At 30.2% G+C, this 19421-nt stretch carries 16 protein-coding genes and 2 pseudogenes; 1 reads left to right on the forward strand and 17 read right to left on the reverse strand.

What is annotated here, in order from left to right; all coding sequences use genetic code 11:
* Positions 1-654: 654 nt before the first annotated feature.
* Entirely contained in the window at positions 655-2100 is a 1446-nt protein-coding gene (locus ACYUEW_RS18400; protein WP_460277643.1) for an APC family permease, read from the forward strand.
* A 148-nt stretch (positions 2101-2248) separates the two neighbouring features.
* On the opposite strand, the gene ACYUEW_RS18405 is transcribed toward ACYUEW_RS18400, so the two are convergent.
* The 17 genes and pseudogenes from ACYUEW_RS18405 to prdR form a co-directional block, all read right to left on the reverse strand.
* A complete protein-coding gene (locus ACYUEW_RS18405; RefSeq protein WP_003484781.1) occupies positions 2249-3118 on the reverse strand; it encodes a sulfite exporter TauE/SafE family protein in 870 nt (289 codons plus the stop codon).
* A gap of 473 nt (positions 3119-3591) precedes the next feature.
* Positions 3592-4599, reverse strand: coding sequence for a proline racemase (locus ACYUEW_RS18410; protein ID WP_003393245.1), 1008 nt, complete (start codon positions 4597-4599; stop codon positions 3592-3594).
* A 13-nt stretch (positions 4600-4612) separates the two neighbouring features.
* Positions 4613-5083: a glycine/sarcosine/betaine reductase component B subunit gene (locus tag ACYUEW_RS18415; protein WP_003484779.1), complete on the reverse strand. Its 471-nt coding sequence runs from the start codon at positions 5081-5083 to the stop codon at positions 4613-4615.
* A 13-nt stretch (positions 5084-5096) separates the two neighbouring features.
* On the reverse strand, positions 5097-5873 hold the full coding sequence (gene prdD, locus ACYUEW_RS18420; protein ID WP_042384680.1) for a proline reductase cluster protein PrdD: 777 nt from the start codon (positions 5871-5873) through the stop codon (positions 5097-5099).
* A gap of 343 nt (positions 5874-6216) precedes the next feature.
* The gene (gene prdB, locus ACYUEW_RS18425) at positions 6217-6942 is read right to left on the reverse strand and encodes a D-proline reductase (dithiol) protein PrdB (RefSeq protein WP_077272288.1); all 726 of its coding nucleotides are present in this window, start codon (positions 6940-6942) and stop codon (positions 6217-6219) included.
* 77 nt (positions 6943-7019) lie between these two features.
* Entirely contained in the window at positions 7020-7295 is a 276-nt protein-coding gene (locus ACYUEW_RS18430; RefSeq protein WP_003484771.1) for a CBO2463/CBO2479 domain-containing protein, read from the reverse strand.
* Between the two features lie 8 nt (positions 7296-7303).
* On the reverse strand, positions 7304-9412 hold the full coding sequence (gene prdA, locus ACYUEW_RS18435) for a D-proline reductase (dithiol) proprotein PrdA (protein ID WP_042384679.1): 2109 nt from the start codon (positions 9410-9412) through the stop codon (positions 7304-7306).
* 21 nt (positions 9413-9433) lie between these two features.
* On the reverse strand, positions 9434-10750 hold the full coding sequence (gene prdC / locus ACYUEW_RS18440) for a proline reductase-associated electron transfer protein PrdC (RefSeq protein ID WP_460277648.1): 1317 nt from the start codon (positions 10748-10750) through the stop codon (positions 9434-9436).
* A gap of 627 nt (positions 10751-11377) precedes the next feature.
* Positions 11378-12040 carry a proline reductase gene (locus tag ACYUEW_RS18445; protein WP_460277650.1) on the reverse strand — a complete coding sequence of 221 codons (663 nt, stop codon included), beginning with the start codon at positions 12038-12040 and terminating at the stop codon, positions 11378-11380.
* Between the two features lie 39 nt (positions 12041-12079).
* A complete protein-coding gene (prdC, locus tag ACYUEW_RS18450) occupies positions 12080-13384 on the reverse strand; it encodes a proline reductase-associated electron transfer protein PrdC (RefSeq protein WP_045517561.1) in 1305 nt (434 codons plus the stop codon).
* A gap of 333 nt (positions 13385-13717) precedes the next feature.
* A pseudogene (locus ACYUEW_RS18455) lies at positions 13718-13843 on the reverse strand (transposase); the annotation flags it as partial.
* Positions 13844-13976: 133 nt separating this feature from the next.
* Entirely contained in the window at positions 13977-14504 is a 528-nt protein-coding gene (locus tag ACYUEW_RS18460; RefSeq protein ID WP_003493254.1) for a permease, read from the reverse strand.
* Positions 14505-14508: 4 nt separating this feature from the next.
* The gene (locus tag ACYUEW_RS18465; RefSeq protein ID WP_003493252.1) at positions 14509-14988 is read right to left on the reverse strand and encodes a hypothetical protein; all 480 of its coding nucleotides are present in this window, start codon (positions 14986-14988) and stop codon (positions 14509-14511) included.
* A gap of 297 nt (positions 14989-15285) precedes the next feature.
* Positions 15286-15453, reverse strand: a complete 168-nt coding sequence (locus tag ACYUEW_RS18470) for a hypothetical protein (protein WP_460277653.1) — start codon at positions 15451-15453, stop codon at positions 15286-15288.
* 100 nt (positions 15454-15553) lie between these two features.
* Positions 15554-15979 (reverse strand): annotated as a pseudogene (locus ACYUEW_RS18475) (sugar transporter); the annotation flags it as partial.
* A gap of 31 nt (positions 15980-16010) precedes the next feature.
* Entirely contained in the window at positions 16011-17321 is a 1311-nt protein-coding gene (gene prdC / locus ACYUEW_RS18480; protein ID WP_042384672.1) for a proline reductase-associated electron transfer protein PrdC, read from the reverse strand.
* Positions 17322-17495: 174 nt separating this feature from the next.
* The gene (gene prdR, locus ACYUEW_RS18485; protein ID WP_003484748.1) at positions 17496-19250 is read right to left on the reverse strand and encodes a sigma-54 dependent transcriptional regulator PrdR; all 1755 of its coding nucleotides are present in this window, start codon (positions 19248-19250) and stop codon (positions 17496-17498) included.
* Between the last annotated feature and the right edge of the window lie 171 nt (positions 19251-19421).

Consider the following 19421-nt stretch of genomic DNA (forward strand, 5'->3'; position numbering starts at 1 on the left):
TTTTTCAACTTCACCTATTTTAACATCTGGTGCCTTAACAAGAACATCTTGTGTAAAATCTGGTGGTGTAAATTTTGGTAATTGAAAACTCATTTTAAATTTCCTCCTTAACGTAATATATTTTAAATTGTATTGGGGTTATATATATATTATATAAATATAATATTATCAACATTATTAACTAGGTTATAACTAAATATTTTTTAAATTTGTATTTTTTTACTAAATATCAAAACAATTGCAATAAGATGTCAACTTATATCAAAAATTTAATTTTTAACTTCAATAAATTTGTTTTTATTTTCACTTGTTTTTTTGATATTTTTTTCAAATAAACCTGTATTTTTTTGTTTTTTTAACAATGTTATAGTATTTTCTTTATTAAAGATACCATATTTCCTGGCATATTTATTAGTATAATAAATAAAATTATAGAATTCAAGCCTTATAATAACTAATTTATTATAATAGCTTGTTTGTGTAATCCTTTTCTATGAAATAAAATACTTTTTCATAGTTTTACTTAACTTTGTTTAACTTTGTAGATTTTGTTAAAAAAATGTCTTGATTTTGTGATAAAAATAACATAATATTAAAGAGTATTTAACAATTCAACAATATTATCAAAAATTTTACAATAGGGGTGATTATTAAATGAAAAAGTCCTTGACATTCAAAGACATGGTTTTAATGACCATGACAGCTATTTTAGGATTAAGATGGGTAGCTGTTTCAGCTAAATATGGCGCCTCCTGTGCAGTATTATGGGGAATAGCAGCATTACTATTCTTTATTCCTAGCGCATTGGTCGCTGCAGAATTAGGAGGTAAATACCCAGAACAGGGTGGTTTAAGCGTATGGGTTACAAAAGCCTATGGTGAAAAAATGGGTTTTTTAGTATCTTGGCTTAACTGGGTTAGTAAACTATTCTTTTATCCCGGATTTGTAACATATGCAGCAGTTACATTTGCATACGTTATAGATCCAAGTCTTGCAAATAATAAACTTTATAATTTATTCATGGTTTTAGGAATCTTCTGGTTTATAACTATATGGAGTTTTAGAGGCACTGGAAATAGTAAAATATTTGCAGTTATAGGTGGACTTGTCGGCAGTGTACTTCCTGCTTTATTAATTATAATATTAGGTTACGCATCTGCTTTCGTTCTTAAAAGACCTCTTGCGACACCCTACACTCTTCAAGGCATGATACCCGATTTCAGTAATATAGCTAATTTAGCATTACTATCTTCTGTAATGTTTGGCTTAACAGGTGCTGAAGTAACAGCAGCCTTTGCTGGCGAAGTTGAAGACGCAAAAAAAACAATCCCTAAAGCAATTATATTCTGTGCTATCTTTATAACTATTTTATATATACTATGTTCATCTGCCATTACTTTTGTAGTATCACCAGAAAAAATAGGTGCTGCAAATGGACTTATAGAAGCATTTAGATTAATAACAGAGCAGTTTGGTATAGGACAATGGTTCCTAACTTTAATGGCAATACTTATGACTATAGAAGCTTTAGGTGGCGTTAGTTTATATATAATGTCTCCTATAACTATGTTATTTGAAACTAGCAAAAATGGTGTTTTACCTCCATTTTTAACAAAAACAAATAAAAATGGCGTACCAATTAATGCATTATTGGTACAAGGTATAGGTATTTCAATAGTAATAATAGTTACAACTCTTTTACCAACAGTTAATGCTATATATTCAATACTTATAATAATGACAGCTATAACAGGCTTAATCCCTTATTTATTAATGTTTGCATCTTACATTAGATTAAAGAAAATAGAGAAATTACAAGCTAAGGGAGAATCCACAGAGGAATTTTACGAAATATCAAAATCAAAGCAATTTTCAACCTTTGTATCCATTGTAGGATTAATAAGTGTAATATTTGGAATTGTAACTTCATTCTTCCCACCGTCAGATTATACAACCACAGGACAAATTGCATTCTTTGAATTATTAAGTATAGGTGGACCAATACTTCTAAGCTGGATTGGTTGGAGAATGTTTAGTAAATATGAACAAAGAAGAGATAAAGGCGAAATTCAGTCTAAAAATAATTTTGCATCAAAATAAATGAATTAAAAAATCTATCTGACTATAAATAAAAATCAGATAGATTTTTTATTAATTTATAAATTTCTACAAAACATAGACTTTTTGAACAAAGGATTATGCAATAATACTCAACTCTTAAATTTTGTTACATTATGCTGAATAGTTTTTAGATTTTTCCTTTTGAATAGGCTTTAAACATGGTAGTAGATGTGTATATAATAACTACTATTACTAACCAAGTTAATATATTTAATGGTAATTCTTTAACTATATAGGCTGCTATTAATACAGCTATAACACCAAATATAGTTATGGCCATAGAAGCTTTTCTATTATATGCTCCTTCTTTTACAAATTTAGCTGATGCTGCTGGCATTAGATAAGCACAGGACCCCATCATTATTGGAAAAGCAACCTTCGGACTCATTCCAAGAGCAAATACTAAAGCCATACATGGCGCATATAATCCTATTCCTAATGTCATTAATGCACCTAAAAAGAAATTAGCTATTACCGCTATTACTAATTTCCCCCCAGTAAGTCCTATAGCTGTGCCACCTACTGGCATTAATTTTAATTGACTTGCAAGCATTAAACATGCAACTATCATTAAAGCAATACCCATACCTAATTGAACCTTTTTTTCATCAAATTTTGAAACTATTCCAGCTCCTACTACAGCTCCAACCGTAGCTGATATTAACATTGCAAATAAAGTAACAGGATCTACCTTTATAACAGTTATAAATATAAGTGCTTCTGTTACAACCGGAATTGTACAGGAGACATTTAAGGTTCCTGGTAAAACTCTATCCTCTGTTAATTTTAAAAATCTAAGCATAGCGGTCAATGGTGCAAAACTACCTATTCCTAAGGTATCAAAAAAATTAGCTATAAACCCTACTGCACCAGCTTTCCAAAAGCTTATTTCTTCTAAATTTCCCTCTTTTGAATTTTTTACAAAATCCTTAAAAAATATGAATGCAAAATAAAGAGTTAAAATTAACAAAATCCCAAAAACAATTTTTACTATCATAATACGCCCTCCTTGTTATTTAAAATTAGAACTTCTTTTGTCTAATCCAAGGATGCTCCCCCATTATTATGAAACTTTATTTTTGTCCAATTTAAAGACATTTACCCCCTTATTATAGGACTTTATTTTGCATAACTCTAAGATGCTTGCCCCATTATTATAGAACTTTATTTGGCCTAATCCAAAAATGTTATCCTATCATTATAAAACTTTACTTGGTTCTTATAATCCACCCTCCTTTTTTGTTATTTGATTTTAATGAACCTATATTTTGTATTAAGATTTTATTAAAAAAAGATGGACTCCACGCAATAAACATCGAGCCCATCTTTAAGTAATCATTGCATAACATTTTTTTATTTAAGAAAAATAAACAATGTGCATTGTACTTAGATATATTTCATACTATTATTTTATGTTTTAATTATGAAATAATTGTCATTTATTTTTTTATTTATATAAAATATTTAATACTATTTTAATACAAATCCATATTTAACTGGATCTTCTTCATCTACTAAGAATTGAGAGAATCCAGTAACATATGCGCTACCAGTTATTTCTGGTATTATACCATCATATTCTCCAACTTTAGTTTCTTCTAATATTTTTCCTTTAAATTTAGTACAAATAATACTTTCGTTTACTATTTCTTCTCCTACTTTCATTTTTCCTTGAGCATATAGTAAAGCCATTTTAGCACTTGTACCAGTTCCACAAGGTGATCTATCTACTTGACCTTGACCAAATACAACTACATTTTGTACATCTGCATCTTCACTTTTTGCAGGTCCGTAAAATTCACAAAGATCAACTGTTTTTATATGTTCTAATACTGGGTGTTTAATTTCAACTTGTTCGTTAACTGCATGAACTATTTTCATTCCTAAATCATTTAATTTTTGAGAATTAGCTGGAGAAATATCTATTCCAACTTTTTCAGCATCTACCATAGCAAAAAAACTTCCGCCAAAAGATATATCTAATGTAAGTTTTCCATAATCAGGCACATCAATTTCTACATCTTTTTTATATAAGAAAGCTGGAACATTCACAATTGAAGTTTCTTTAGCTTTTCCATCTTCAACTTTTACTCTAGCATTAATCATTCCTGCTGGAGCTTCTAATTTTATGTTTGTATATGGCTCTTCTACTTTTACTATTCCCATTTCAACTGCACATGTAGCTGCACCTATTGAACCATGTCCACACATATTAAGGTATCCGCCACCATCCATGAATATAATACCTAAATCTGCTGTTTCATCAGCTGGTTCTGTATAAATAGCACCAAACATGTCATTATGTCCTCTTGGTTCTGACATAAGCATTGTTCTTAAACTATCGTTATTTTCTTCTAAGTATTCCATTTTTTCTGCCATTGTCTTTCCTGGAACCTTTGGAAGTCCTCCTATTACTATTCTTGTTGGTTCTCCCATTGTGTGAGATTCAATAGTTTGAATTGTTTTAATCGCTCTCATTATTAAAGCCTCCTTAGTTTTGTTTTCTTTTCATTTTTAATTTTAAAAATGCTAAAGCTTTTTTAGCATCTATTGGCATAACATTGTTTTCTCCTACAACCTCAGTTTCTATACCTGCTTCTGATTTGTTAAAATCAACTACCGTATCCATAAATTCATTTGTAACAACAAATTGAGCTTGAGTTCCTACAAAACTCATACCAACTACTGGTATATCTCTTTTACCTATAGCTTCTAAAGCTGAGGCAAAATCTATATTACTGTTACCCCATCCATCTATGGATACTATAGCGCCATCAACTCTCATAGCCTCTGCCCAAGCTCCTATCCTCTGACCTGTGAATACCTTTTCTTCATTTGCTTGAGGTGTACCTGCAACTATAATTCCTAATAAATCTATATCTCCATCATTAGAAACTATTTCTACTAAAGGGTCTCTAAAATGATGTAATGTTGTTTCTTTGGTAGATGGTCCTATCCCCATAAAATATCACCCCTTAATTCATGGCCCTTAATATGCCATCTCTATATTCATTTGGACTTACAACCACCGGCATATTGCCCATATCTATTATAGATTTGCATCCGATATGTCCACCAGGTTCTTTAGCAAATAATCCTGTATCATACATACAACCTTGACCTGCAACTTGTTTAACAATTACAACCTTCTTTTTGCCTGGTCTTATTTTATCAAAATATTCATGCTTTTCATCACAATATCTACCATTAATTTTTTTAAGGTAGTTTCTAATTTCTTGTATTATTATATCACAAACTCTATGAGCCGCCATTGGTCCCGGCCTATTTGTAGCTTGTCCATTTTTCAATGTAACATTTATATGAACAATTATATCATCCTCGGCTGGAGTTCCTCTTCTTCCAAAAACAACTTGTTCATCTAAAATTCCTTCTGAAGAACCAAATTCAGCTACCTGAATCCCACATTCTTCTGCTCCTGTTAACATTACTTGTACTCCTGTTAACACATGTGTTATACCCTCTCCTAAAGCTCCCAAAACTTTAGTAGCTACTGGAGAAAAATCCATTATAGAATTCACAAATTTATGTCTTTCCTTTGGATTTATAATATTCAAATCAATTTTTTCTATTAATTCTTGTCCTTCCATATCTTCATGTTGTAATATTCCATCTAATATATCTTTTCTTATATATAAAACTTTATCCTCTATGTAAGTCCTATCTGAAAGCTCTACTTTAGTAATATGAAAAGCTTTTATAACTAATCTTCTCAATATGATTTCTTGTTCCACCAGCATCACCACCTTTTTCCATTTTAATAACTTCATAATCATTAGATTGATACAGGTTTAACATTTATATCCAAAAACTTATATATTGATAATTATGTAACTATTATATCATCAATTTTCTAAATTGTATATATAATACCTATAAGATTTTTCAATACATTTATAAGGAAAATTTTATATATTCTGAAAACTTTTTTTTCCAAACCCTCATACTACACTATAGTTTATAACAAACTTTTAAATATAGAGCATTTTATTTATATTTTTTATTAAAGCAAATGCAATAATGAGTTCAGTAAAACTGCACTACATTATTGCATTTTTTATTTTTAAGGAAACAAAACTAAACTTTTGCTATATATTCGTATGGTAATGGAACTATTTTTCCTGCTGAAGGAATCTTAATTAATTGTTCTAATGTATCTTTTACTATCGCTGTTTGCATTTCTACATTATTAGGTTCTCCTGCATTAGCTCCCATTGGAACTCTTGGTGCAACCGCTCTTGGTGTACCAGTTTGTCTAACAACTGGTGGAAGAGCAGCTATTATTATTGTAGGAATTCCTTCTTTTTCAATCGCTCTCTGCACTAAAACTGCAGATCTATGACAAGTTCCTCATCCAGCAGTCATTAATACAGCATCTACTCCTTCTTCTTTTAAGATTTTAGCAACTTCTGGGCCTGTTTCTTCTCTGAATTTTTGTTGGTTTCCACCGCCACCCATGAATCCTATATGAGTTGGAGCAACTGCTTTTATAAAGCCAGCATCTACTAATTCTCTTAATCTATCTATTGGGAACATGGCATTTATATCTTTGTTAACGTCTGAGTTATCATATCCACCGTGAGATACCATCATATCTGATGTCTTTGCATCTCCTGGTATTAATCTATATGTGAAGTCACCTGCTAAGTTGAATCTTTTATCCTTTTTTAAGTGAACTCCTGCTGCAGTAGCTATGGCTACTGTCATATCTTTTAATTCCTTTGTTACTGGTGCCCATACTGGGTCTGGAGTTATAGGAACAAATATTTCTGATTGTAAACCTTTTGTAATAGTTAAACTCATTTTAACCTTACCTTCCTTCCTTCAATGAATGTTTAAATTATTATTTATGAAAGTTTCTCTAGCTTCAAATTATCTGTTTATTTCCATCTATCCTCAGGTTTTACCCCTCGTCTTTTTTGTATTTCTAAATTACTTACGTATTTTTCATTTATTTTATCAGATAATACTTCTACAAAACTCATATTAAGTCCAATTTCTTGACCTACTTTTAATTCATAATCGGATATTATCATTCTCCTTGGTATTTTCAAATAACCAAGTCTTCCTTTAAAATCTATAGCTACTGCACCATCGGATACTTCTACGATAACGCCTTCCATTTCTATGATCTTATCACCGTATTTTAAATTCATTTATATCCCTACTTTGTGCTGTATTTTTCTTTTCTCTTTTCACTCATTGGTATTGAAGTTTCATTTAAAACTCTTTCTATTTTCACATTTTCAGCTTTTTCTATTAATTCTAAGTTATTTTCTTTAACATTTGCATTCCAAGCTCTTTCTGGTTTTTTAACATCTTCTCCAACCATAGCAGCTTTAAGCATTTCAACACCTCTTATTGCATCTTCTGGACATAATGTATTGCATTCTAATACTTCGTTTTCTATTCCGCCTTCTGATTTGTTATTATCTATCATATATTTCATATATTTATTACCAACAACTAGAGCGCCTTGAACTGCACAGAATGAGAATGCTACACATGGTATTCCTCTCATACCTATTTGTTCTACGTGGCTTGCAAAATCAATGTGATTGTTTCCAAAACCTTCAGTTGTAACAAAAGCACCATCAACATCCAGAGCTTCTACCATCATACCCATTCTTTCTGATACGTAGAATTTTTCACTATTGATTTGTGGACTTCCTACAAATATAACTCCGCATAGGTCTAATTCTTCATCCTTCATGCATTCCATTACAAGAGGTTCTCTCCAATAATGTCTTGAACATTCTTTAGAAGCAGGTCCAATACAAGTTAATGCATGTATACCACCATCTAATACTTCAAGTGGTGAAAGCATTACTGGAACGTTTCCTAAATCAACATTTGGTTTACCACCTAAATAACCTACTGGTTCTACTGGTAATATTAAGTTGTCATGCATAGCACCTTGACCCATTATCTCTTTAACAACTACAACTTTTTTCTTTCCTGGTCTTCTTTTTTGTTCAAAAGTTTCAGTATTAACTACTAAAGATTCATCCTCTAAAGCTTTCATAGCTTCTCTTATTTCTTGAGTTATGAAATCAGTTGCTTTATGAGCAGCCATAGGACCTGGTCTTTCCATATTAGTTTTTTCTTTTATAGTTACTTGCGTTTTGATGAATATTTCACCTTTATCTGGTGATCCTGGTCTATTAAACATAATATTTTCTTCTAATATACCTTCTGAAGAACCAAATTCACCTATTTGAACGCCATTTTCATCTGTTCCTGTTACCATTACAATAACACCGTCTAATACTCTAGTTGCACCTGTTCCTAATTTGTTATCCCCTTCTTTAGTAGCAATTGGTTGTACATCCATTATAGTTTCACTATAAGTGTTGTATTTATCTGGAGTTATTATATCTATTTCTACTTTTTTTACAAGTGGGCTAACTTTTTTAGCATCTTCAGAAACACCTTCTCTTATATAAAGAGTTGTTCCTTCTATTTTTGTTTCAGGACCAAATTCTACTTTATCTATTTTATAATGTTTTCTAGTAAGACTTCTTATAACTTTTTCTTCTAATTTAACTTCTTTGTTGCCTTCTACAGCTGGAGCTGCTACTACTTCACCTTTTTCAGCTTTTACTGTTGGAACCTTTGCTGATTTTCCAGCACCTACATTGCCATTTAAAGGAACTTCTATATCAATTCCTCTACCTTCAGCAATTTTGATTCTTAAAGTTCCACCACTTACTGTTGCATTTGAATCAACACTCATGTTTACTTCCTCCTCAAATCCTTCTAATATATCTGGTGTTACAGGAGTTAAAGCTGGTGTATCAACTGATAAAGTTGCTCCAACTACTTCTTCTCTTGTAAGTACTCTTTCATCTAATGAAATTAAAAGAGAATCTACAAGTTTAGGGAAGTGCATTGGATTTTCTAAGTCACTAGCTTTTATAGTATCTCCTGTTTTTAGGTTATATTTTAAAACTGCTTTTTCATTTCCTTCAGTTAACTCTTCTTCAGTAGTAGAACCTTCTTTGTCTTCTTCATCTATTTTTTTAGCGCCCTCTACTATATCTGAAGTTAGCGGAGTTAATGAATCTACAGTTTTTAACAATTTAGCACCTATTACTTCTCCAACTTTTAAGCAATTATCCGGGATAGTTAATAGTCCTGAGTCTACCATATCTGGGAATATTTCTGGGTCTTCTAGGTTATCTGCTGATAATATTGTGCCTTCTTCTGTTCTGCAACAAACTACAGCATGTTCATTTTTTAATTCTTCTGCATGTTCAGCTGTCATTGACATTTCAAATTACCTCCTTTTTTATTATTTTTCTTCCTCTTTAAGTCTTCTTGTTAGTGTATAATCAATTGTTCTAAATATATGATCAGTATGATGATATACTGGAATTTTAGCTTTTGGAGCTATTTGCATAACTGTATTTGAACAATCATTACAATTTGATATTAATATTCTTTTTGCTCCATCTTTTTTAAGCTGCATAACTGCAGCCGCTTGGCCTGGTCATTCACCAGGTGTTTTACATTTTCCTGGCCCGTTCCCTTTTCCCTTTGGATATTCTATGTTTTTGCAGTCAACTACTCCTGCAATTTCTGCATTCATTTTAGTTGCTACATCTCTTAGTCTTTCTTCGTTGGCTCCACAGGCACATACTAGTAGTCCTAATGGTCCATTATATTCTGGTAATGGTATTGTAACTATTGCTCCACCAGATATTTTAGTAACAGCATCCTTTTCTATATTTCCAGCTTTTCCAGTGTATGGTCCACCTATTACTAGCTCACCATATTCACCATCTATACCACCAGATTTTTCTATTAAATCTTTAACTGGTGTTCCCACTGGAACTTGTAGGAATACATTTGGTTTATTACCTGATTTTAGTTTCCCTATTACTGTTATATCCTTATCTATAACTGGTTTTCCTTCTTCAACAGCTCTTGTAATATTTGCTAAAGTTTCAGCGTTCATTACAATACATTTTGCTGCTATAGGAAGTTCAGTTACATCTAACCATTTATCAAATATTGCATTGATTATAGCTCTTTCTTCACCCATTGGGTATAAATCTTTAAGCAATTTTAATTCTATATTACTTATATTTTTTAATGCTTCTTCTAATACTCTTACTGCTTTTTCATGTTTTGCTTTTATTGCTATGTATCCTTTTTTTGAATTAGTAGCTTTCATGGCATACTTAATACCATTTATTATTAATTCCGGTGTTTCTTCTATAACTTTCATATTGTGATGAAGTGCTGGTTCACATTCTACACAATTTGCTATGATATAACCATCTTTATTATCTGCCTTTAACTTTATGTGAGTTGGAAATCCAGCTCCACCGGCTCCGACTATCCCTGCTTCAAATACAGTATCTACTAAATTATCGCATTTTTTTATTTTAACGAATTCTTTTGTTTGATTCTCATCCGCTTTTATTATAATTTCCTTATCTGTAATCTTTTCTACTACACCGGATACACTAGTATGTATTTTAGCACCAAGTCCGTTTGGCTCTGCTATGCATTCACCTCTCTTCACTTTTTGTCCTTCTTTTACACAAGATACATCTGGTGCACCTACGTGCATCTTAAGGGAGAATTTGTATAACTTCTCCATAAACCCACCTCCAAAATCACTGTCACCTATATTTTAAGCATAAACTATGCCAACTTTGTTAAAAAAATTAATAACTTCTATAAAACTAGGTTATAGCTATGCTGTAGGTGTATAAATAAAACTTATAACGGTTATATTACATTTAACAATGTTATTTTTTTGACACTTTTAATTTTTATTTTAAATTTTTAAATAATCTTTGTTCATTTCAAAAGAAAATATTGGGTTTATATTTTCGTTATTTTTTTGACATATGTGTTTAAAAAGTTGACATTTTTATTTTTTTATATAAATTTTTTAAATTTATTCGTTTTATTTTATAAAACAATTAATTAACAGCAACTTTTTTCTATATTTTTTTTAATATTTAAACTTTAAAATTATATATTATAGTAAAAATCTAAAAAACTTTTTACATAATGTAATGAGCTTTTTATAAGTTTTTGCCATGTTTATCCTTTATATATCTTTTCTTATTTTAACTATTTAATTAAAAATTTAAATCAAAGTAATTCATCTCATTGTTTACATTAATATATCTATTTCTAATATAAAAATAAACAGGGAAATTCAATGATATTTTTGTATCATTAAAATTCCCTGTTTAATATAATTTTATTTAATTAATTATACTTGTGTAAAAGGTATCTCTATATAAATACCTGTACCTTCTTCTATTTTTAATCTTAAGAATCCCCTATTGCCATTCAAAGGAATAACTGAATTAAAATCTACTTCTTTAGAATCTTGTGTTATTTCTAAAGCTTTTTCTTCAAATCCCTCTAGCATAGAAGCTGTTACACCCGATATAGCAGGAGCATCTTCAGTTAATTTCGCACCTACTACTTCCCCTCTAGTTAAAACCTTTTCATCTGATTTTATTAATAAAGAATCCTGAAGTTTTTCAAAATGCATTGGATTTTCTAAATCTTCTACTTTTATAACATCTCCAGCTTTTAAATTATTTTTTAAGATGGCTTTTTCCTCTGGTGATTCTATTTGTATTTCGGATTTTGATCTTACATCTCCATCTAAAGATTTAGCTCCTTCTACTATATCTTTAATTAATGGTGTTAATGAATCTATAGTTTTTAATAGTTTAGCTCCTATTACTTCTCCTACCTTTAAACAGTCTCCTGGTATATTTAATAAACCTGAATCCACCATATCTGGAAATATATTTGGATCTTCTAAGTTGTCTGCAGACAATATAGTGCCTTCTTCCGTTCTACAACAAACTACTGCCGGTTCATTTTTCAACTCTTCTGCATGCTCTGCTGACATTGACATGTTAACCCATCTCCTTACAATATATTCAATAAGATATACTTATTTTTTATCTATAGGAAGTCTTCTTGTTAATGTATGATCTATTGTTCTAAATACATGATCTGTATGATGATATACTGGGATTCCTAAGTTTGGAGCGCAACACATAACTGTATTTGAACAATCACTACAATTTGATATTAGTATTCTTTTAGCTCCATCTTTCTTTAATTTCATTATTCCTGCAACCTGTCCCGGACAATCCCCTGGAGTTTTACATTTATTTGCTCCTCTTATTTCTTCTACATTCTTACATTTAGTAACGCCTACTACTTCTGCTTTCATTTTAGAAGCTATATCTCTCAATCTTTCTTCATTTGCTCCACAAGCACATACTAATAATCCTAATGGTCCTTTGTATTCTGGTAGTTGTATTGTAACTATTGCTCCACCTGACATTTTAGTCACTACAGACTCTTTTATATCTCCAGCTTTGCCTGTATATGGTCCCCCTATTACTACTTCTCCAAATTCTCCATCTATTCCACCACACTCTTCTATTAAATCATGTATCGGTGTGCCTACTGCTACATCAAATAATACATTAGGCTTATTACCTGTTTTTAATTTTCCTATTATTGTTATATCTTTGTCTATAACAGGCTTTCTATCTTCTACTGCTCTTGTTATATTAGCTAAAGTCTCTCCATTAATTACAACACACTTTGCTTCTAATGGAAGCTGAGTTGGTTCTAACCATTTTCCTAATATAGCATGAATTATAGCTCTTTCTTCTCCCATTGGATATATATCTTGAAGCTCTTTTACTTCTATATCAGAAGCTCCTTTTAAATGATCTTTTAATATTTTTATAGCCTTTTCATGCTTGCCTTTTATTGCTATGTATCCCTTTGGAGCATTAGTTGCTTTCATAGCATATCTTAAACCTTTAATTATTGTATCAGGCTCTTTTTCTATAAATGCTATATTATGATGCAAAGCTGGTTCGCATTCTACACAGTTTGCTATAACGTATCCATCTGGTATATCTGCTTTTAATTTTATATGTGTTGGGAATCCAGCTCCACCAGCTCCAACTATACCTGCTTCAGCAATAGTTTCTAGAATATTGTCACATTCTTTGATTTTAACAAAATCTTTTGAGCCATTTTCATCTGCTTTTATTATTATTTCTGCATCTGTAATTTTCTCAACTATACCAGATACACTTGTATGTATTTTAGCTCCCAATCCATTAGGCTCAGCTATACATTCTCCTCTTTTAACTTCTTGTCCTTCTTTAACACATGGTACATCTGGTGCTCCTACATGCATCTTTAAAGGAAACTTGTACATTTTTTCCATGTCACTACCCCCTGTATTTTTTCTTTACAATATTCATTATAAAAACAAAATGACAGTTTTACTACTAAAAACTGCATATATAAAATTATTCTATAAGCCGCCTATTATACTATAAATAAAATTTATAGTACTTATAAGTATTATAAATAAAAATTTAACAAACTTTTCAATGCTATATCCTTACTATAAAATTAATTTTATAGACTTACCATAATATATGTTTTCTTTTATTATGATTTTAAAATAAATTTTCTTGCATATATTTTATTTTATAATAAAAAAAACAAAGGCATAAAAGCCTTTGTTTAGATTGAAGACAAAAGGCTTATGATGTGTATATATCATTCCATGAAATTCCTTTGCGTCAGCAAATACCCGTTCTATAGTTTGACTTCTTTTAGAATAAATTTCTTTATTACCTTTTGTATGTCTAATATCTTCTACTTGTTCTATATATTCTTCTTTATTTGGTGTCTTTCGTCAGTATTTCTTTTTCCTATCATCTTTATCACTATATTTATTTTAGCATGAAAATAAGCTGTAGACTATCCGGTTGTCTACAACCTGAAAGAATGAAGCAAAATCTAATGCTTCATTCTTTAAATTTATTATATATTTTTTCTAAATCATTCTTACTCAATAAACCTTCTATTAAATATGCTAAAATTATAATACTAGGTAAATTCACTAATAATCTACTGAAAGTATATTTATATCCAAGTGCTGATAACTCAAATAAGAAAGTTGGTATTTTTGTAGCACACCACGCTCCCATAAATATCATTATGTTGCTAAATTTGGCCCCTTTTTTAATAAATACAGCAGTTACAGGAAAAGCTGCATATACAGGTCCTGCTGCTAATGCTCCTAATAATATGGCAAGAACTATTCCTAAAATTCCCGAATTATCTCCCATGTACTTTATCATAGTTTGTCTTGGAACCCAAGTGTCTAAAAGTCCCAATAACAACATTATAGGAGGCAGCACCGCCAGCATCTGTTTAAATGAGTCCAGTGCTATTAAACTTATGTTTTGTCCTTTATTAAAATCAATTAACGTTATTATTAAAGTTAGCATTAATATTATTATAAAAAAAACATATCTTTTTAACCATTTCATAAAATCACCTCATAAGTATTCCTACAATAAAAGCACTTAATATAGAATAAAAAAAGTAAACTATATTTCTAATAAAGGTTGCCTTTTTACCTATAAATTTTGCCTCCATAGAAAAAGTTACTATTCCAACAAACATAAAAGCAGAAATTAATGCTGTAATTTGAGTGTATCCAGCACCATTTTTCAATAATAATGCTGCTGTGGGAAAGGCTACAAATGTAGGTATTAATGTCACTGAACCTATTATAGCTGCAATTATCACTCCAATAAATCCAGATTTCTCACCAATAATAGATGATATACTCTCTGGTGATAATATTGTCAGTATGATTCCTACTATAAATATAATCGTTAAAAATTGAGGCATTATATTTTCAAAAGACTTTATACCCATTAATAATGCTTTTTTTGTTTTGCTTTTATCCTTAAAAAAAGAAACTAAATAAAGTACAATTACAGTACCATAAAGTATAAATGTAGTCATTATACTTCCTCCCAAAGACTATTAAATCTATACTATATTAATATTAAATTTCCATTTTATTAGTTCCTTAATCTCTAAAATTTATAATTCCGCTTCATAAATGCTATTTTTTTACAGTAAAAACATAAGGGGCCGTCGCACTAAGAATAAATCCTACAATATATTGTGTTAACTTTAAATTTGCAAAACAATATATTGTATGTAAATTTTTTAATGCGACAGCCCCTTATCAGATTGAAAACAAAATGCTTATGAGAAGTTAAATTTTTCATAAGCCTTTTAATATTTCTAATATATTTAATTTAATGCTTCTTCATAAAATTTTGCTGATTTTTCGATAGCTTCACTTTTACATTTATGGTTATTAGCGTTAGATTTGATATGTGTACCATCAATAAAAACAGTTCTTTCATTTATACTTGTCATTTTTATTTGATGCCTTTCGGCAGTATTTCTTTTTCCCATCATTTTTATCACCATATTTTAGCATAAAAATAGGCTGTAGACTATCTGGTTGTCTACAGCCTGAAACAAAGGCATAAAAGTCTTTGTTTTTTAATTTTTATAGAGGAAGTTCTATATCTATTCCTCTTCCTTCTTCTATTTTTATTTTAAGTACTCCACCTTCCACAGAAGCTGCCATGCAACCTTCTTCATAAACTTCTGGTGCTTCTAAAACTTCTACAGCCTCTTCAGCTTTAGGTGCTTCTTCTTTCTTGTCTTCTTCTCCACCAATTTCTTTATATCCTTCAACTATAGCTGGAGTTAATGGTGTTAATGAATCTATAGTTTTTAATAATTTTGCTCCTATTACTTGACCTACTTTTAAATGATCCTCTGGCATAGTTAATAATCCAGAATCAATCATATCTGGGAATATATCTGGATCCTCTAAGTTATCTGCAGATAATATTGTTCCTTCCTCTGTTCTACAGCAAACTACTGCTGGTTCATTTTTTAATTCTTCTGCATGTTCTGCTGACATTGACATAATAATATACCTCCTAAGTTTAAAAATAATTTTATTTATGGAGCTTCTCTTTTGGAAGTCTCCTTGTTAACTTATAATCTACAGTTCTAAGTACATGATCTGTCTGGTGATAAACAGGCAACTTCATTTTTGGAGCTATTCCCATAACTGTATTAGAACAATCACTACAATTAGCTATTATTATCCTTTTTGCGCCTTTACTTTTCAAATACATAACAGCACCTGCTTGACCTGGACATTTACCTGGAGTTTTACATTTATAAGTGCCCCTAACTTCCACCACATTTTTGCATTTAGTTATAGCCACTACTTCTGATTTCATTTTGCTGGCTATATCCTTTAACCTATCTTCATCTCCAGCACAGGCACAAACTAAAAGTCCCACTGGTCCTTTATATTCTGGTAATTCCATGGTTACTGTTGCTCCACCAGAAACCTTTGTTATTACAGATTTCTCTATATCCTCTGGTAGCCCAGTATGAGGTCCTCCTATAATAATTTCTCCATACTGTCCATCTATACCTCCGCAAGTTTCTATCATATCTTTCATAGACTTTCCTATATGCTCTTGCAAAAATACATGAGGACCTATACCTTTTTTTAATTTTCCCATAAGGGTTATATCTTTATCTATAACCGGTTTTCTCTCTTCTACTGCTCTTGTTATATTTGCTAGGGTTTCTACATTTAAAACTACACAATTTGCCTCTATAGGTATTTGTGTAGGTGCTAACCATTCACCAAATATAAAATGTATTAAAGCTCTTTCTTCTCCGGAAGGATATATATCTATAACTTCCTTTATTTGTATATTTTGTTCATTCTTTAAATGTTCCTTTAATACTTCTATAGCTTTTTTACGTTTGCCTTTTATTCCTATATAAGCCTTTTTAGCATTAGTAGCTTTCATAGCATACTTTATACCTTTTATTATAAGTTCTGGATTATTTTCTGCTAAATATACATTATGATGAAGGGTTGGTTCACACTCTGCACAGTTGGCTATTATGTACCCCTCAGGTATATTCGCTTTTAATTTAACATGAGTTGGGAAACCAGCCCCACCTGCACCTACTATTCCAGCTTCATACACTGTATCTAGAATGCTATCACATTCTTTGATTTTAACAAAATCTTCACTTTGGTTTTCTGAAGCTTCTACTAATACTTCCTTATCTGTTATCTTGAAAACCTTACCAGATACGCTACTATGAATTCTAGCCCCCAATCCATTAGGCTCTGCTATAACCTGCCCTCTTTCTACAAATTCCCCCTCTTTAACACAGGGCACACTCGGTGCACCTATATGCATTTTAAGATAAAACTTGTATAAATTTGACATTTTATCACTCCTTAGGAAATTCCCATTTATTATAATATCATATTTTGACTATTGTAACAATAAATAATAGAAATATGTCAATAACAATATGTTATATAAAAAGCCATATTTATTTATTATACTTATTATACTTTAAACTTTTTAACATTATACAGATAAATCAATTTTTTTAATTTAAATTAAATCATATTGGTTTAATTTATAATATAAAGTGCTTCTTTTTATATTAAGTATTTCTGCTGCTTTCTTTTTATTCCCTTTAGCTATTTCCATTACTTCCTTTATTATCTTTTTTTCTGTATTTTTAACTACTTCATTTAAATCATATCTATGATGAGATTCCCCTTCAATTTCTTCTACATCCTGCACTATATGATTAGGAACAGAAGATATTGTTACTTCTCCATTGGTTGATAAAACTACCATCCTTTCTACCACATTTTTCAATTGTCTTATATTCCCTTCCCATTTATAAGAACATAAAATATCATAAACCTCTTTATCTATTGTATTTATCTTTATGCCTTCCTTTTCTGATATTTGGTTTATAAATAAGTCTATAAAATCTTTAATATCATCTCTTCTCTCTCTTAATGGAGGTAACTCTATATGCACTACTGCAAATCTATAAAATAGGTCTTCCCTAAAGGTATTTTCCTTTATCATAAATTGTAAGTCCCTATTTGTTGCAGCTAAAATTCTACAATTAACCTTTGTGCCCTTTTGACTTCCTATTCTGTAAACCACACCATCCTGCAAAACTCTTAAGAGTTTTGCTTGCATACTAAGTGGCATGTCCCCTATTTCATCTAAAAATAAAGTACCATTGTTAGCAAATTCAAATTTACCTATTTTCCCTTCTTTTAATGAACCTGTAAAAGTTCCTCCCACATAACCAAACAATTCACTTTCAAAAAGATTTTCAGGTATAGCACTACAGTTTATAGCTACAAAGTTTCCAGTTCTCCCACTAGCTTTATGTATAGCTTTTGCAAAAACCTCTTTTCCCGTTCCACTTTCTCCTGTAATAAGAACGCTAGCAGAGGTAGGTGCTACTTTTTTAGCTATAGCAATGTTTTCTATTATCTTTTGACTTTTACCTATAATAGATGAAAAACTATAATTTGAAGCTATTTCTTTTTTATAGGCACTTTCAAAAAATTCCACCTTCTTTTTTTCCTGCATAAGTTCTTTAGATAAAGATATTACCTCTGTTATATCCCTATCTGTAGAAGCCACTGCTATCAATTTGTTTTTACTATTAAATATAGGTACAGCACTTAATATAACAGTTTTTCCAGGAGAAGGCTCATTGTTTACATTAGTTATTTTTCTAGGCTTTTTCAAAACTTTTAATATTAAAGCATTTGGAAAAAAAGACCCTAAATATTTTCCTATTATTTCCTGTCTCTTCACACCATATAGGTCTTCCGAACTTTTATTCCAATATATTACTACACCTTTGTTATTTGTTATACATACTGCCTCATGCATATTCTCTAAAATTCTATCCTGAAGAGCATATAATTCTTCTACATTTGTGTATAATTCATTATTTAAATCGTCTAAATGTACTATTCCTATTATTTTTCTATTATGTACTATAGGTAATCTTTCTATCTTATTTTTAACCATTATATTTCTTGCAGAAATAATTGATTTCTCTTCAGAAATTGTTATTACATCTCTTTTTATATAATTTTCTAAGTTATCACTAAATCTTTTACCTTCATTTTCTAATTTATATAGGTCATTTTTAGTAAATATACCTATAATATTGTCATCTTCATCTACTATAAGAACTTCATCTTTATAAAGTTTAGCCATTCTATTGAAGGCAGATGATATGGCTTCATTTTTAAGTACTTTTATAAAATCTGTCTTCATTACATTTTTTACAGTATAAATTAATTCTATAGAACTATTCATATTATATTCCTCCAATGTACCATAAATATAATATAGATTTCTGTATAGCAAGCTGTGTTTATGGTATCATATAGTATATATATATTTTAACATAATTAATTAATATTTAATCATTATAAAATTATTTCATTAACTTTTACTTATAAAATGTTATTATAACTTGTCCTCTTA

It is taken from the genome of Clostridium sp. CTA-1 (assembly GCF_054768215.1).

Excerpts from the sequence above, each read along its gene's own strand:
- ACYUEW_RS18400 (WP_460277643.1), top strand. The coding sequence starts at position 655 with ATGAAAAAGTCCTTGACATTCAAAGACATGGTTTTAATGACCATGACA.
- ACYUEW_RS18405 (WP_003484781.1), bottom strand. The coding sequence starts at position 3,118 with ATGATAGTAAAAATTGTTTTTGGGATTTTGTTAATTTTAACTCTTTAT.
- ACYUEW_RS18410 (WP_003393245.1), bottom strand. The coding sequence starts at position 4,599 with ATGAGAGCGATTAAAACAATTCAAACTATTGAATCTCACACAATGGGA.
- ACYUEW_RS18415 (WP_003484779.1), bottom strand. The coding sequence starts at position 5,083 with ATGGGGATAGGACCATCTACCAAAGAAACAACATTACATCATTTTAGA.
- ACYUEW_RS18430 (WP_003484771.1), bottom strand. The coding sequence starts at position 7,295 with ATGAATTTAAAATACGGTGATAAGATCATAGAAATGGAAGGCGTTATC.
- prdA (WP_042384679.1), bottom strand. The coding sequence starts at position 9,412 with ATGTCAATGACAGCTGAACATGCAGAAGAATTAAAAAATGAACATGCT.
- ACYUEW_RS18445 (WP_460277650.1), bottom strand. The coding sequence starts at position 12,040 with ATGTCAATGTCAGCAGAGCATGCAGAAGAGTTGAAAAATGAACCGGCA.
- prdC (WP_045517561.1), bottom strand. The coding sequence starts at position 13,384 with ATGGAAAAAATGTACAAGTTTCCTTTAAAGATGCATGTAGGAGCACCA.
- ACYUEW_RS18460 (WP_003493254.1), bottom strand. The coding sequence starts at position 14,504 with ATGAAATGGTTAAAAAGATATGTTTTTTTTATAATAATATTAATGCTA.
- ACYUEW_RS18465 (WP_003493252.1), bottom strand. The coding sequence starts at position 14,988 with ATGACTACATTTATACTTTATGGTACTGTAATTGTACTTTATTTAGTT.
- ACYUEW_RS18470 (WP_460277653.1), bottom strand. The coding sequence starts at position 15,453 with ATGGGAAAAAGAAATACTGCCGAAAGGCATCAAATAAAAATGACAAGT.
- prdC (WP_042384672.1), bottom strand. The coding sequence starts at position 17,321 with ATGTCAAATTTATACAAGTTTTATCTTAAAATGCATATAGGTGCACCG.
- prdR (WP_003484748.1), bottom strand. The coding sequence starts at position 19,250 with ATGAATAGTTCTATAGAATTAATTTATACTGTAAAAAATGTAATGAAG.